Source organism: Jiangella endophytica (assembly GCF_003427025.1).
GTDB classification, from domain to species: Bacteria; Actinomycetota; Actinomycetes; order Jiangellales; family Jiangellaceae; genus Jiangella; species Jiangella endophytica.
Genome location: NZ_QVAI01000020.1, coordinates 22,762 through 38,320, shown reverse-complemented (window position 1 = coordinate 38,320; position 15,559 = coordinate 22,762). Strand labels below are relative to the sequence as shown.

Annotated in this window: 9 protein-coding genes; 3 read left to right on the top strand and 6 right to left on the bottom strand. The window is 73.1% G+C overall.

The window, feature by feature from the left end; genetic code table 11:
- Window positions 1-6: 6 nt before the first annotated feature.
- Together DZA62_RS29455 and DZA62_RS29450 are read right to left on the bottom strand one after the other, a co-directional pair.
- The gene (locus tag DZA62_RS29455; protein WP_116952529.1) at window positions 7-3,111 is read right to left on the bottom strand and encodes an Rne/Rng family ribonuclease; all 3,105 of its coding nucleotides are present in this window, start codon (window positions 3,109-3,111) and stop codon (window positions 7-9) included.
- Window positions 3,112-3,580: 469 nt separating this feature from the next.
- A complete protein-coding gene (locus DZA62_RS29450) occupies window positions 3,581-4,273 on the bottom strand; it encodes a TIGR03936 family radical SAM-associated protein (RefSeq protein WP_269813942.1) in 693 nt (230 codons plus the stop codon).
- A 150-nt stretch (window positions 4,274-4,423) separates the two neighbouring features.
- Here DZA62_RS29450 and DZA62_RS29445 point away from each other — a divergent pair, with 150 nt between their 5' ends.
- Window positions 4,424-5,806 (top strand): FAD-binding oxidoreductase, encoded by a 1,383-nt coding sequence (locus DZA62_RS29445; protein ID WP_116952527.1) that lies wholly within the window; start codon window positions 4,424-4,426, stop codon window positions 5,804-5,806.
- A gap of 4 nt (window positions 5,807-5,810) precedes the next feature.
- Here DZA62_RS29445 and DZA62_RS29440 read toward each other — a convergent pair whose 3' ends face one another.
- Both DZA62_RS29440 and DZA62_RS29435 read right to left on the bottom strand, forming a co-directional pair.
- Window positions 5,811-6,635 (bottom strand): PhzF family phenazine biosynthesis protein, encoded by an 825-nt coding sequence (locus DZA62_RS29440; protein WP_198664338.1) that lies wholly within the window; start codon window positions 6,633-6,635, stop codon window positions 5,811-5,813.
- Between the two features lie 66 nt (window positions 6,636-6,701).
- Window positions 6,702-8,624 carry a TIGR03960 family B12-binding radical SAM protein gene (locus DZA62_RS29435; RefSeq protein WP_116952526.1) on the bottom strand — a complete coding sequence of 641 codons (1,923 nt, stop codon included), beginning with the start codon at window positions 8,622-8,624 and terminating at the stop codon, window positions 6,702-6,704.
- Between the two features lie 133 nt (window positions 8,625-8,757).
- On the opposite strand from DZA62_RS29435, the gene DZA62_RS29430 reads away from it, so the two are divergent.
- Both DZA62_RS29430 and DZA62_RS36580 read left to right on the top strand, forming a co-directional pair.
- On the top strand, window positions 8,758-9,156 hold the full coding sequence (locus DZA62_RS29430; RefSeq protein ID WP_116952525.1) for a hypothetical protein: 399 nt from the start codon (window positions 8,758-8,760) through the stop codon (window positions 9,154-9,156).
- Entirely contained in the window at window positions 9,153-10,235 is a 1,083-nt protein-coding gene (locus DZA62_RS36580; protein WP_198664337.1) for a hypothetical protein, read from the top strand. The genes DZA62_RS29430 and DZA62_RS36580 overlap by 4 nt, the downstream gene beginning before the upstream one ends.
- Window positions 10,236-10,269: 34 nt before the next feature.
- On the opposite strand, the gene DZA62_RS29420 is transcribed toward DZA62_RS36580, so the two are convergent.
- Together DZA62_RS29420 and DZA62_RS36015 are read right to left on the bottom strand one after the other, a co-directional pair.
- A complete protein-coding gene (locus tag DZA62_RS29420) occupies window positions 10,270-14,952 on the bottom strand; it encodes an FtsK/SpoIIIE domain-containing protein (RefSeq protein WP_116952524.1) in 4,683 nt (1,560 codons plus the stop codon).
- Between the two features lie 179 nt (window positions 14,953-15,131).
- A complete protein-coding gene (locus tag DZA62_RS36015) occupies window positions 15,132-15,452 on the bottom strand; it encodes a WXG100 family type VII secretion target (protein ID WP_157987981.1) in 321 nt (106 codons plus the stop codon).
- Window positions 15,453-15,559 lie beyond the last annotated feature (107 nt).

The following is a 15,559-nucleotide window of genomic DNA, read 5'->3' as shown; positions in this document are numbered from 1 at the left end:
TCAAACTCAGGGGACGGGACTGCCGGCCGGACGCTCGGCCCGGCGCCGGGTGCGGCGCGGACGAGTCGCTTCGGCCGACTGCTCGGCCGCCTGCTCCGTCGTGGGTTCGGGCGGCGGAGGCGGCGGAGGCGGAGTGGACGGCGTGGCCGCCGTGCCGGCGTCGTTGCCGGTGATGGCGGGCTCGGCCGCCGGAGTGGTGCTGTCGGCGGAGCCCGCCGCTCGCACGGCCCGCCGGCGCCGGCTGGTGGCCGGCCGCGTCGCCTTGGTGGCGTCGCCCCCGGCCGTGGCGCCGGTGTCGGCGGTACCACTGTTCTCGAACGGCGCGCCGCCCTCGGACGACGCGGAGTCGCCGCCGGACGCCGCGGCGGGCTCGGCCGGCCGCTCGTCGTGACCGTTGCCGTTGCCGACCGGCATGAGGTCCGCGGGCGAGGCCTCGCCGGGGCTGGCCAGTGCCTCGAGCTTGGGTGTCAGAGCCTCGACCGGCTGCGGCGCGGGCACCGGCGCCGGCTCGGCCTTGCGGCGCCGGCCACGGCGCTCGGAGCGGCCGGACCGGCCCTCGTCGGACCCGGACGACCCAGCGGACGACCCACCGGACGAGCCGCCGGACGAGCCGTTGCCGGACTCGACCGGGTGGGCGTGGATGAGCAGGCCGCGGCCCTTGCAGTGCGGGCACGGCTCGCTGAACGCCTCGAGCAGGCCGGTGCCGATGCGCTTGCGGGTCATCTGCACCAGACCCAGCGACGTGACCTCGGCGACCTGGTGCTTCGTGCGGTCGCGGCCGAGGCACTCGACCAGCCGGCGCAACACGAGGTCGCGGTTGGCCTCGAGCACCATGTCGATGAAGTCGACGACGATGATGCCGCCGATATCGCGCAGCCGCAGCTGACGCACGATCTCTTCGGCCGCCTCGAGGTTGTTCTTGGTGACGGTCTCCTCGAGGTTGCCGCCGGACCCGGTGAACTTGCCGGTGTTGACGTCGACGACGGTCATCGCCTCGGTGCGATCGATGACCAGCGAGCCGCCGCTGGGCAGCCAGACCTTGCGGTCCATGGCCTTGGCGATCTGCTCGTCGATGCGGAACGCGGCGAAGACGTCGTCGGTGCCGGTCCACTTCTCGACGCGGTCGCGCAGCGAGCCGGCGACGCTGGAGACGTATTCGTCGATGGTGTCCCAGGCGCGGTCGCCGGAGACGACCAGCTTGGTGAAGTCTTCGTTGAAGAGGTCGCGGACCACCTTGATGGCGAGGTCGGGCTCGCCGTGCAGCAGCTGCGGCGCGTTGCCGGAGGACTTCTTGCGCAACGCCTCCCACTCGGCCTTCAGCCGCGCGACGTCGTTGGTGAGCTCCTCCTCCGAGGCGCCCTCGGCGGCGGTGCGGACGATGACGCCGGCGTCCTCGGGGACGACCTGCTTGAGGATCTTCTTCAGCCGGGTGCGCTCGGTGTCGGGCAGCTTGCGGCTGATGCCGTTCATCGACCCGCCGGGGACGTACACGACGTACCGGCCGGGGAGGCTGACCTGGCTGGTCAGCCGGGCACCCTTGTGGCCGATGGGGTCCTTGGTGACCTGCACGAGCACCGACTGGCCGGACTTGAGGACGTCCTCGATGCGCTTCGGGCCGTCGGACTTGCCCAGGCCGCTCCAGTCGACCTCGCCGGCGTACAGGACGGCGTTGCGGCCGCGGCCGATGTCGACGAACGCCGCCTCCATGGCGGGCAGCACGTTCTGCACCCGGCCGAGGTAGACGTTGCCGATCAGCGACTGCTGCGAGGCGCGGCTGACGTAGTGCTCGACCAGGACGTCGTCCTCGAGGACGGCGATCTGGGTGAGGTCGCCCGTCTGCCGCACCGCCATGACCCGGTCGACCGCCTCGCGGCGGGCCAGGAACTCGGCCTCGGACAGGATGGGCGGACGACGCCGGCCGGCCTCGCGACCCTCGCGGCGGCGCTGCTTCTTCGCCTCGAGCCGGGTCGAACCCTTGACCGAGGTGACCTCGTCGTCGAGTTCGCGGCCGTCGCGCACCCGGACCACGGTGTTGGGCGGGTCGTCCGGACGGGGCTCGTCGCCGTCGTCGTTGCGGCGGCGCCGGCGGCGGCGACGACGGCGGCTGCCGCCCTCGTCGGAGTCGGCGTGGTCGTCGTCGGACTCGCCCTGCGAGTCGTCGTCGCCGTGGTCGGCGGCCTCGTGCCGGCCGTGCCGCTCGTCGTCGGAGTCGGATTCGTCGTCGCCGGAGGCGTCGGCGCCGTCGTCGTCGGAGCGACGGCGGCGGCCGCGGCCACCGCGGCGGCGCCGCCTGCGGCGGGTGGCGTCGCCGTCGTCGTCGGAGTCGTCGGCATCGCCGGTGGTGTCGTCGGCATCGGCGGTGGTGTCGGGCTCTTCGGTCTGCTCGACCTCTTCCTCGGCCTGCTCGGCCTCGGGCTCAGGCGCCGGCTCGGCCTTCGCCCGGCGGCGGCCGCGGGCCGGCTCGGCGGCCTCGGGGTCGGGCGCGGCGAACAGCGGCGCGGCGGAGAACGCCGGGGCCTGGAACAGGACGGAGGAGGCGCGCGCCTCGCTGGCCGCGCTCTCGTCGCCGGACGGCGCGAACGCCGGCTCCGGCTCGGCGAGGTGGGCGGCGGGGGTGTCGTCCTCGGCCTCCGCCTCGGCCTGCAGCGGCTCGGGGGCGGGCTGGGCGGCCTTGCGCGACCGCGACCGCTTGCGCGGCGCGGGGGGCGCCTCGGTGACGGCGACCGGCGCCGCCTCGACGACCGGCGCGGGCTCGGCGACCGGCGCGGGCTCGGCCGGGTCGCCGACCGCCAGCAGTCCGTCGTCCACCTGTGCGGCGGCGGTCTTGCGGCCGGTCGCCTTCTTGGCCGGAGCCTTCTTGGCGGTCTTCTTCGCGGCCGTCTTCTTGGCGGCGGCCTTCTTCGCCGTCTTCTTGGCCGGCGCGGCCGCAGCGTCGTCGCTGCTCATCGGCTCGCCGGCGTCGTGCAGCGTGGGCTCGGCGGCCGGCGGGCCGGCGGCCCGGCTGACGGCGCGGCGCCGACGCGACTGGGCGGGCTCGGTGCCGGTGGCGTCGGCCTGGACCGGCGCCGACGAGTTGGTATCGCCGGACGAGCCGGGGTTCTCTTCCGTCATATGGTGCACTCCTGTCGGCCCGGTGGATGGGGCGCCGCGCCTCGCTCGGCGCGCTGCTGCCCATCTGCCGGGGCACTACATCGGGCCACCTGGAGCGTCCTGACGACGGCCGCTACAGGTGGAAAGCCTGTGATCGGCGACGTCCACCGGACCTGCGCGTCGTCGGGCCCGTGCTCAGCGCCTGCCGCGGCGGCGCACCCTGTTCAGGGCGCCTCGCGGCCGGGCCGCTTGGCGGACCCACCGTGCCGAGCATCTCCGCGGCGACCATGGTCGACCACACGGGACGTCGGCGAGGACGTCGTCGGACCGAGCGGCGTGTACCGCCCGACCAGTTCCGAGTATCGCACATGTCCACCCGGAAACCGTGACAACGGCCGCCCGCACCCCCTCCGCACGCCGCCGCCGGAATGGTATCGCCGCAGGTCGGCGGGCTCGCCTTGCCGTGTGCCGTAGATCACGTCGGGTCATGTCACGTGTCGTGCCGCCCGGGCGCGTCCGCGAGCGGATCGGCCAGCACGCCGGCGTCGTCGTCCCACTCCCCCTGGGCCAGCCGGACGGCGCGGTGCGGCTGCGGCGGGGTGAACCCGGCGACGACGCGCAACCCGGCCAGCACCTCGTCGGGCCGCACCGTCGGCGACTGGTGGCGCACCACGGTGCGCAGCGTGACGGGGTCGGCGGCGGTGTCGGCGGTCAGACGCAGCACGGCGGCTCGCGGGTCCAGCTTCCGCACGCCGTTCTTCGTCAGCCGCTCGACCGGCACGGAGCCGGCCGCCAGGAACACCGTCACCGCTGCCGCGACCTGCTCGGGCACCGCACCGGGCAGCTCGATCGCCCAGCTCGACGCCTGCAGCCGGTCGGCGAGAGCGCCCGGGCCGGCCTCGACCACCTCGACGACGTCCAGGCCCGGCGGCAGCGCCGCGTCGAGCGTCGCCCGCACCTGCTCCGGGTCGCAGACCCGGGTGACGGCCAGCTCCAGGTACTCGGCCTCGCTGGCGGCGCCCGTGGGCGCGGCGCCGGCGTAGGAGACCCGCGGGTGCGGCGTGAACCCCTGCGACCAGGCCATCGGCACGTCGGCGCGGCGCAGCGCCCGCTCGAACGCGCGCTGGAAGTCGCGGTGGCTGGTGAACCGCAGCCGGCCGCGCTTGGCGAAGCGGACGCGCAGCTTCTGGACGGCGGGCAGCTGCTGGTGGGGCGCGGTGCTCAGGGTCGGTCCTCTCGGTGGACGTGATTGCCGGGCCAGGACCCATTGTCACGTGGGCGCGGCGGGCGTACGTTCCATTTCACCAGTCATCTGTCTTTGGGGGGCAGAGCGATGACCGGTCTCGACGACGATGTGGCGGTCGGCGGCCTGCGTTCGCTGCTGACCGGCGACGTGCTGACGCCGGACTCACCGGGCTACGACGACGCCCGGACCGTCTTCAACGCCATGATCGACCTGCGGCCGGGCCTGATCGCGCAGTGCGCGAACCGGTCCGACGTCGCGCTGGCGGTGGCCTTCGCCCGTGAGCACGGCCTCGAACTGGCCGTCCGCGGCGGCGGACACAGCGTCGCCGGCCTGGCGAGCACCGACGGCGGGCTGGTGGTCGACCTGCGCCGGATGAACTCCGTCAGCGTCGACCCGGTGGCCCGCACCGCCACCGTCGGCGGCGGCGCCACCATGGCCGACCTCGATCGGGCCTGCACGCCGCACGGCCTGGCGACCACCGGCGGCCGGGTGTCGACGACCGGCGTCGGCGGGTTCGTGCTCGGCGGCGGCAGCGGCTGGCTGGACCGGCTGTTCGGTCTGGCCTGCGACAACCTGGTCGAGGCCGAGGTGGTCACCGCCGACGGCGAGACCGTCCGGGCGGCCGAGGACAGCCACCCCGACCTCTTCTGGGCGCTGCACGGCGGCGGCGGCAACTTCGGCGTCGTGACGTCGCTGACGCTGCGGCTGCATCCGCTGACGGAGTCGGCGCTGGGCCTGCTCCTCTGGGCGCCGGAGCACGGTCCGAAGGTCGTCCGCGCGTTCCGCGACCTGATGGCCGACGCCCCGGACACGCTCGGCGGCGGCGTCATCTACCTCACCGGACCCGAGGGCGAGGAGTTCGTGCCCGCCGAGCTCGTCGGCCGGTTGGCGGTGGCCGTCGGACTCGTGCACGCGGGAACCGAACGGTCGCTGCGCGAGCTGGCGGCGCCGCTGTTCGACGCGGCCCCGGCGGGCGCGATGGTCGCCGAACTGCCGTACGACCAGCTGCAGTCCGCCCTGGACGACCCGCCCGGCCACCGCAACTACTGGTCCGCCGAGCACCTGGCGACGTTGCCCGACGAGGCCGTCGACGCGTTCTGCGCCCAGGCGACCGGCATGATCGTCCCGTCGGCGTCCCAGCACGTGCTGTTCTGCATGGGCGGCGCGGTGGCCGGCGGCCCCGGTGACTATCCCGTCCCCTGGCGGCGGGCCGACTGGGTGGTGCACCCGTTCGGGCTGTGGACCGACCCCGCTGACGACGCCCGCGGCCGGCAGTGGGCGCACGACGTCTGCGCCGCCGTCCGGCCGTGGAGCACCGGCGCCGTGTACCTCAACTTCATCGGCGACGAGGGCCGTGGCCGGGTGGTGTCCGGGTTCGGCACCGAGGGTTACGCACGGCTGGCCGCCGTGAAGGCGCGCTACGACCCGGCGAACCTGTTCCGGCGCAACCACAACGTGGCGCCGGCCTGACGGTTCAGGAGAGGCGTAGCTCGCCCTCGAGGACGGTCCGCGCGCGACCGGCCAGCTCGAGGCGGTCGCCGCGCATCGTCACGCCGACGGTGCCGCCACGGGCGGAGAGCTGCGCGCCGGTCAGTGTGGTGCCGTCGGGACGGCCCAGCTCCTTCGCCCAGTACGGCCCGAGCACGCAGTGCGCCGACCCCGTCACCGGGTCCTCGGCGACGCCCACCGCCGGCGCGAAGAACCGGGACACGAAGTCGTACGGCGAGCCGTCGTCGGCGCGCGCGGAGACGATGACGCCACGCGCCTCGACCGCCGCCAGGGCGACGACGTCGGGCGCCAGCTCGCGCACCACCGTCTCGGACTCGACCACCGCGAGCACGTCGAACCGGCTCCGGCCGGTCCAGGTGGGCGTCGCGCCGAGCGCCGCCACCAGCCCGTCGGGCACCGGCGCCGCCTCGGGCGGCAGCGCCGGGAAGTCCATGCCCACGATGCCGGTCCGGTCGCGGGTGACGGCGAGCACGCCGCTGCGGGTGCTGAACCGGATGGGCCCGGCCTCGCCCCGCTCGAACAGCACGTGCGCCGTCGCCAGCGTGGCGTGGCCGCACAGGTCGACCTCGACCTCGGGCGTGAACCAGCGCAGCCGGTAGTCGACCGCAGGGGTCGCCCGAGCCGCCTCGTCGCCCTCGACGGGTTCGACGAACGCGGTCTCGGAGTGCTTCAGCTCCGCCGCGACGGACTGCATCCACTCGTCCGTGACGGGACGGTCCAGCAGGCACACACCGGCCGGGTTGCCGCCGAAGGGACGATCGGTGAACGCGTCGACGACGAGGATCCGCACGGTGTCCAGCGTACGAGCCCGCCTCCCCATGATCACCCGCGATCCCACAGGTCCGGAATGACCGGGTCAGACGACGGTCAGCGGGAGCAGCGCGCGGCCGGTCGGGCCGGTCTGGATCTCGGTGCCCATCGACGGGCAGACGCCGCAGTCGAAACACGGTGTCCACCGGCAGTCGTCCAGCTCGACCTCGTCGACGGCGTCCTGCCAGTCGTCCCACAGCCAGTCGCGGTCGAGGCCGCTGTCGAGGTGGTCCCAGGGCAGCACCTCGTCGCGGTCGCGTTCGCGGGTCGTGTACCAGGCGAGGCCGACCGGCTCGCCGGCCAGCGCCGTCTCGGCGCCCGTGACCCAGCGGTCGTAGGAGAAGTGCTCGCCCCAGCCGTCGAACCGGCCGCCTGCGTCCCACACGGCCTTGATGACCCGGCCGACGCGGCGGTCGCCGCGCGACAGCAGGCCCTCGACCATGCTCGGCTTGCCCTCGTGGTACCGCAGCCCGATGGACTTGCCGTAGGAGCGGTCGGACTTCACCTTCTCGCGCAGCTTGCGCAGCCGGGCGTCGACGACCTCGTGGTCGGCCTGGCCGGCCCACTGGAACGGCGTGTGCGGCTTGGGCACGAACCCGCCGATGGACACCGTGCAGCGGATGTCGCCGCGCCCCGACGCCTTGCGGCCGGCCTCGATGACGCGCTTGGCGAGATCGGCGATGGCCAGCACGTCGTCGTCGGTCTCGGTCGGCAGGCCGCACATGAAGTACAGCTTCACCTGCCGCCAGCCGCTGCCGTAGGCCGTGCTGACCGTGCGGATGAGGTCGTCCTCGCTGACCATCTTGTTGATGACGCGGCGCATGCGCTCGGTGCCGCCCTCGGGCGCGAACGTCAGCCCGGACCGGCGGCCGTTGCGCGACAGCTCGTCGGCCAGCGTGACGTTGAACGCGTCGACCCGCGTGGACGGCAGCGACAGCGACGTGTTGGTGCCGTCGTACCGGTCGGCCAGGCCCTTCGCGATCTCGCCGATCTCTGAATGATCAGCGCTCGAAAGCGACAGCAGGCCCACCTCGGTGAAGCCGGAGTTCTTCACGCCCTCGGCGACCATCGCGCCGACGGTCTCGATGGAGCGCTCGCGCACCGGCCGGGTGATCATGCCGGCCTGGCAGAACCGGCAGCCCCGGGTGCAGCCGCGGAAGATCTCGACGCTGTACCGCTCGTGGACGGTCTCGGCCAGCGGCACCAGCGGCTTGCGCGGGTAGGGCCACTGGTCGAGGTCCATGACGGTGTGCTTGCGGACGGTGGCCGGCACGCCCGGGCGGTTGGGCACGACCGCGGCGATCGCGCCGTCGGGCCGGTAGCTGACGTCGTAGAACTTGGGCACGTACACCCCGCCGCCGGCGGCCAGCCGCAGCAACAGCTCGTCGCGGCCGCCGGGCCGTCCCTCGGCCTTCCACTCGCGCACCACCTCGGTGACGGCCAGCACGATCTCCTCGCCGTCGCCCAGCACGGCGGCGTCGAGGAAGTCGGCGACCGGCTCCGGGTTGAACGCCGCGTGCCCGCCGGCGAGGACGACGGGGTGGTCGTCGCCGCGGTCGGCGGCCAGCAGCGGGATGCCGGCGAGGTCGAGCGCCGTCAGCAGGTTGGTGTAGCCGAGCTCGGTGGCGAACGAGATGCCGAGCAGGTCGAACGCGCCGACCGGGCGGTGGGCGTCGACGGTGAACTGGCCGATGCCGTGTTCGCGCATGAGCTTCTCGAGGTCGGGCCAGACCGCATACGTGCGCTCGGCCAGCACGCCGTCCTGCTCGTTGAGCAGTTCGTAGAGGATCTGGACGCCCTGGTTGGGCAGGCCGACCTCGTAGGCGTCGGGGTACATCAGCGCCCACCGCACCTGCGCGTCGTCCCAGTGCTTCACCGTCGCGCCGAGCTCGCCCCCGACGTACTGAATGGGCTTGGACACCCTCGCCAGCAACGGCTCGAGCTGGTCGAACAGGGACTCGACGGGCATGGACGTCCTACTCACGAGTGGTCTCTCAGGCGGTCACGGGTATGGTAACCACCACGAAGGGATCGGGTCTCGGGCACGACCGGACATCCATGCGTCTGCGATACAGCCATATCGGCTATGAAAGGCAGCAGGTATGACCGACTCCGCCCATGTCGTCCCGGACGGCTTCCAGACACCGTCGTTCGAGACCCGGCCGCTGGAGACCCAGCCCGGCGTCGAGAACGCGCCCGACATCATCGCCCGGCCGCCGACCTGCCCGCCGCACGACCCCGGCACCAGCAGCCGCGAGGAGCTCGAGATGGCGCTGCAGCGCGCCCAGCTGGTCGCCGACGACTGCGAGTCGCTGTTCTCGGCGGCGCAGCGGGCCATGGAGGACGGCGCCTGGGTGAGCAGTCTGGCCGACCAGTTCTCCGGTGGCCTCGCCACGCACGCCCGGCTGGCCGGTTCGGTCGCCGAGTCCTGTGTCGAGGTCATCCAGGCCGCGCTCGACGCCTGCGGCGACGACGAGCTGCTGGAGGTGCGGCCGCGGTGACGAAGGCCAGCGACAGCCTCGCCCCCGACCCCGGCAAGCTCGGTGGCGCCTCCACCGACAAGCTGGCCGGCGGATCGGTCGAGAAGGAGTACGTCGACCACACCGCCATCGACTACTCGGCCTACGCCGACGACGGTGGCGGCGGCGGGTACGACGGCGGCGGTGGCGGCGGGTACGACGGTGGTGGCGGCGGCGGGTACGACGGTGGTGGCGGTGGCGGTGGCGACGACACCGCCGAGGACCCGCCCGCCGAACCCGACGACGAGGCGCCCCAGGACCCGCTCTACGCCGACAGCGACGACGACGGCGACGAGGACACCCCCGTCGCCGACGTCTTCGGCGACACCGAGCACCCCACCAAGCCCGGCGACCCGGACGCCGACCTGCCCGAGCTCGAGGACCCGGTCGAGCCGCAGCCACCGAGCACCACGGTCTCCATCGACGTCGAGGCCATGACCCGGCTGGTGGCCGCCATGGAGCGGTCCGGCGAGCAGATCCTGTCTCTGCAGGACGAGATGCGCACGATCCTGTCCGGCGTGCATCTCGAGACCTCCGGCACCGCGCGCTTCGACCAGGTGCACGCCTGGATCGAGGAGGAGCTGCCCGGCCTGCGGCGGCGCCTGGCCATGGCGCAGGACCTGCTCGGCGGGGGCGGCATCGGCACGCAGCCGGACGAGCACCACCCGACGCCGCGCCCATACGTCGGCGACGAGTCGCAGATCAGCACCAAGCCGGCGCACGAGTCGTACGACGCGGGCCGCACCACCGCGCGGCACTTCGCCACCCCGCACGGCGACGAGACCACGCGCACGCTGGTCACCGAGCTCCGCGCCAACCGCCACGACCCCTACTACGCCCGCGAGGTCGCGCACACCGCCGACCCCGAAACGCTGGTGCGCGCCGTCGTCCAGGCCGGCGACGACGAACTGACCGAGCTCACCGCCGCCACGGTGGCCACGGCCGCCCGTGGCACCGGCGAGCTGGCACCGCCGGCCGGCTACGAGGAGCAGTGGGCGGCGCTGCGCGAGAGCGACGACCCCGCCGTCGCGGCCGCCGCGGAGCAGCTCCGCCCGGCCTGACGGCCGGTACCGGCACGACGGCCGGCCGCGGCGCTCAGCCGCGGCCGGGCCGGTCGGCGAGCGTCGTCTCGGGGACCTGCACCAGCTGCCACTGGCCCGCGGCGGAGAACAGGCCGCGGCCGGGCGGCATGCCGCCGGTGAGCGAGCGGGGCAGCTTGATGCCGAAGTGCTCGCCGTCGGCGGTGGCGGCCGGCGACAGCAGCAGGCCGGAGCGGGACTTCTTCAGCACCGATGCCGGGCCGCGGTAGCTGCTGCCGAGGTCGTCGGTGGTGCCGGCCGCGATGATGACGCTGCCGGTGTCGCGCAGCTTCGGCAGGTGCTTGGTCAGCAGGTCGACCATCCAGCCGTCGACGCCCATCAGCTCGAGGTCGTCGACGACGACGGCGGTGGGCCGGCCGCCCTTCTCCGGGACCATCGACTCCCAGAGCTTGGTGCCCTCGTCCTTGTCGATCTCGAGCCCGGTGACGGCCTCGACGCCGGGCTGGCCGGCGAGCTCGCGCAGCGGGCTGCGCCGCGGCGTGATGATCAGCAGCTTCCAGTCGCGGTCGAGCATCGACCGGGTCATCGTCAGCAGCGTGGTGCTGCGACCGGACCGGCGCGGCCCGAGCACGAGGATGCCGGGACCGTGGTCGATGGCGTCGAGCGCCCGCAGCGTGAGGGTGTCGCCGCCGACCGCGACCGGGATCTCCGTCGGCGCGAGCGGCCGATCGACCAGTTCCATGGCGTCGGCGTAGCCGATGCGCGAGGGCAGCTGGTCGACGCGGAACGGCAGCATGCGGCGCCCGACGCCGGCGTGGCGCTCTTTGGCCTCGCGGGCGATCTGCTGCAGCGCCGCGACCTGAGCGGTGCCCTCGACGTCGTCGGTGAGCAGCGCGATCTGGGTCTCGCGCAGGCCCTCGGCGCGGAACCCGCGCCCGGCCGCCATGTGCTCGGGCACCTTCTTCGGGTGCAGCCCGATGCTGTTGAAGTCGCCGTTGTCGGTCATGCGCAGCATCAGCTTGTCCTCGACCAGCGCCGACACCCGGCCGACGAGCGCCGTCCGGTCGGCCGCCATGACGACCTTGACGCCGACCCCGGAGCCCTCCTGCAGGATCTGCAGCCACTGGTCGATGAGCCGGCCGCTGTCGAAGTTCTCGAACGACTGGACGAAGCCCTCCCAGCGGTCGAACAGCACCAGGATGTAGGGCAGCCGGGCGTCGGGCTCGGCCGCGGCCCGCTGCTCGCTCAGGTCGGAGAAGCCCTGCTCGGCGAGGAGTTGCTGCCGGCGGCCGATCTCGGCCCGGATGCGGGCGGACAGCGCGGACAGCCGCTCGGGCTGGTCGCGGCTGACGACGGCGCCGGTGTGCGGCAGCCCGACCATGGGCAACAGCGCGTTGTTGCCACAGTCGATGCCGTAGAGGTGGACGTCGCGCGGCGAGAGGGTGCGGCCGACGAGCCCGGCGACCGCCCGCAGCGCGGTGGACCGGCCGCTGCGCGGCGCGCCGTAGATGCCCAGGTGCCCGCCGCCGGAGAGGTCGTAGACGGCCACCGAGCGGCTCTGCTGGTGCGGGAGGTCGACGGCGCCGAACGGGATGCGGATGTCGCGCCCGCTCTCGATGACGGCTCTGGGGTCGGCGAGGACCTGGTCGAGCGTGACGACGTCGTCGAGCGGCGGCAGCCACGGCGGCGGCGGCGCGGAGATGCCGGTGCGCTGCGACGCCTCGTTGATGGCGGTGACCAGGCTCTCGAGGTCGGTCGGGATGGAGACGTCCTCGTCCTTCTCGCCGCCGTTGTCCTGCCGTTGCGGCGGCCGGCCGAGAGTGTCCCACTGGAGCGCGCGCAGGTCGACGGCCACCGCCGCGCCCGGCGTGTGCGGCCGGCCACCGACCCGGGAGGACTGGAACGGCACCAGCGACGACGCGCCGAGGCGGGCGTAGGCGCGGCCCGGCGTCGACTTGGAGATCTCGGCGGCGTCGCGGGCCTCGATGACGTCCTGGCTGTCGCCGGCGTCGGTGACCCGCAGCGCGATGCGCAGGTTGGTGTTCGACTTGATCTCGGCGCTGACGACACCGGCCGGCCGCTGGGTGGCCAGCAGCAGGTGGACGCCGAGCGAACGACCGCGGCGGGCGATGTCGACGAGGCCCTTGACGAACTCGGGCAGCTCGGTGACCAGCGCGGCGAACTCGTCGATGATGATCATCAGCCGCGGCATCGGCTCGTCGTCGGGCCCCTTGGCGGCGAGGTAGTCCTCGATGTCCTTCTTCCCGGCGCGGGCCAGCTGCCGCTCGCGGCGGTGCAGCTCGGCGGCGAGGCTGTCGAGGGCCCGGGTGGTGAGGTGACCGTCGAGGTCGGTGACCATGCCGACGGTGTGGGCGAGGTTGTTGCAGTCCTTGAACGCCGCGCCGCCCTTGTAGTCGACCAGCACGAACGTCATCTCGTCCGGCCGGTTGGCGACCGCCAGCGACGCGATCAGCGTCTGCAGCAGCTCGGACTTGCCCGAACCGGTGGTGCCCGCCACCAGGCCGTGCGGGCCGTCGGCTTTGACGTCGACGGCGAACGCGCCGTCCATGCCCTCGCCGATGATCGCCTTCGTGGTGCGCCCGACGGTGGCCCACCAGCCCACGATGGCGTCGGGCGTGGGCGGGTCGAGCTTGAGGACGTCGAGCAGCCGGCTCGCCAGCGGCAGCGCCGAGGACAGGTCCTCGGAGCTGACGTCCTTGACCGGGGCCAGGGCGCGGCCGAGCCGCTCGCACCATCGCGGCGACACGACGTCGAGCCGGATGCCCTCGACCGTCGGGTTCCCGGTGCGGCGCACGGTCGCGACGCCGTCCTTGATGGCCACCACGGCGCGGCACTCCTCGGGCAGCAGCCGCTCGTCGGCGTCGATGCAGAGGAACAGCATGCCCAGCTTGGGGCCGTCGCGCAGCAGCGTGATGAGGCCGGGCAGCAGCCGGATGCGACGGGCGCCGTCGAGCACCACGAGCAGCGGCGGGAAGCTGATGCCGCGCGAGGACGAGATGGTGTTGCGGTCGTTCAGCACGGCCTTGCGCTGCTCCATGATCGACATCAGCTCGGCGACCCGGCGGTTCGTGGTCTCCTCGTCGGAGCCGATGCCGGCCAGGACGTCGGAGTCGTCGCCGCGGCGCACGTGTGGCAGCCACCGCATCCAGTTCCAGGCCGACTCGCCCTCGGCGTCGGAGAGGACGACGACGTCGATGTCGGCGGGGCTGTGCAGGGTGGCGACCTGCGCGATCATCCAGCCGGCCACCTGCCGGCGGACGTCGTCGTGGCCGGCCACGCCGGTGACGCCGGTCTGTTCCAGCGGCACGCCGACCGGCACGTCCGGCGCGGTCCACAGCAACGCGCGCTCGTGCTCCTCGCGTCTGGGGTCGGTCAGCGACACCTCGCTGGGCACGTCGGCGGTGCCCACCCGGACGTGCAGGAAGTCGGGGTCGGTGCGCCGGCGCTCCCAGAGCCGGGCCCGCGGACCGGTGGCGAACAGCAGCAGCGCCGACGGGTCGGGCAGGTCGCGGCGGCGGGCGGAGCGCTCCTCGACGAGGCCCTCGTAGGCCTGCTGCTCGATGCGCCGCATGCGCTCGACGTAGGTCTTCATGTCGTCGTGGTAGCGGTTCTGCTGCTGCGCACGGGTGCCGCGGTAGCGGGCGATCATCATGACCGGCGTGATGATCATGATCATCAGGCTGAACGGCGACCGGGTGAAGTAGTACATGCCGGCGCCCATGACCATCGGCGAGAGCGCGAGCGCCCAGGGCATCGGCTCCTTGTCGGGCTTGCGCGGCTCGGACGGCAGCCGGAACTCGGTCTGCCGGGGCGGCGGCAGCAGCCGCGGCGGCCGGTTGTAGTCGAGCGTGACGCCACCGGGGCTCCGCGACAGCGAGGCGTCGGGCTCGACCGGCAGCGCCAGTTCCAGCATGACGTCGCCGACCACCAGCGCGCCGCCCGGGAGCCAGGCGACCGGTTCGTCGACGGCCACGCGGTCGAGGTGCAGGTACGGGCGGTCGGCCTCGGGGTCGACGGTGAGGTTGGGGTGCTTGAGCCGGGCGAGGTCCTCCATGCGCTTCTTGAACCGGCGGCGCTTGCGCTTGCGCTTCTTGCGCGGGGCTTCCTCGTCCTCCTCCTTCGGCACCACGATGGGGCCTTCGAGCAGGCGGTCGCGCGGCGGCGGCGGAACCAGGACGCCGATCAGCGACGGGTCGGGCGTCAACGTGACGACGCCGTCGACGGTGACGTCGAGGCGGGCGGCCACCGGCGGGGTGTCCTCGCCGTCCAGGTGGACGCCGGAGCCGGCCCGGCTGCCGATCTCGTGGCTGCCCGGCGACAGGTAGTCGACCCGGCCCGAGCCCGGCCCGGACACGGTACGCACCTGGACGACGCCGGTGCGCTCGCCGAAGACGTCCGGCAGCGGGGCGCCGACGCCCACGAGGGCGCCGTTGTGCAGGGCGGACTCGGCCACCTTCTCGCCCGGGTGCAGTGGAACGCCGCCGAGATAGAGGACCGGAGGAAGATCGGAGTCGGTGAACGCCTCGTCGAGGACGCTCTCGCCGACGACGCCGAGGTGGCGGCCGGCGGTGTGGACGATGTGCGGTTCGGGCGCCGGGCGCACGCGGGCAGCGAGCTGCCGGGCGATGTCGGCGATGGTGGCGTCGTCCTCGCAGTCGATCGCGAGGTCGACGACGTCGCCGTCGACCGCCGCGGTGGCACTCAGCAACAGCCGCACGTACCCGTCCCAGTTTCCGCCCTCGGCCTCATGGCCCGTTCACGATGTAGCTTACCGTTCCGCGAGTGGCCCACATCCTCGAAAGAATGTGGGCCACTCGCGGGATGCGCCGAACCCAGCGTCAGACTTGTCCGACTGGAACGCTCGTTCCGGCGACGACGACAGCTAGTGAAGCTGTGTCACATCGGGTCTTCGCCGGTGGCGGCGGCGATGTTGTTGTGGTTGGTACGCACGTCGTCGGCGGCACCGGTCAGGGCGTCGCGCAGCGTGTCGAGATTCGTGCGGTACTCCTCCCACGCATTCCGGAAGTCATCCGCGTAACGCCCGGTCCACACGGCGTTCGACACGCCCGTGTCGACCTCCTTCTTGATGGTGTCAGCGGACTCGGAGTTCCGGGTGAAGGTTCCGTGGAGTTCCCGAAGGGTGGGAAGATCTGCACCTACAGCCATGTTACTTACTCCCTCGTGAATGACTCTGCCCCACCGCTTCAGGTGCGGCACGACACTGGAAATTCTACCGGTCGTCGCGCATTTTGCAACTGCTACGCCGGCCTTTTACGGAATTTCTCGGAGCGATTTCAGAAATGGCAACGACAGCATCATCCGAG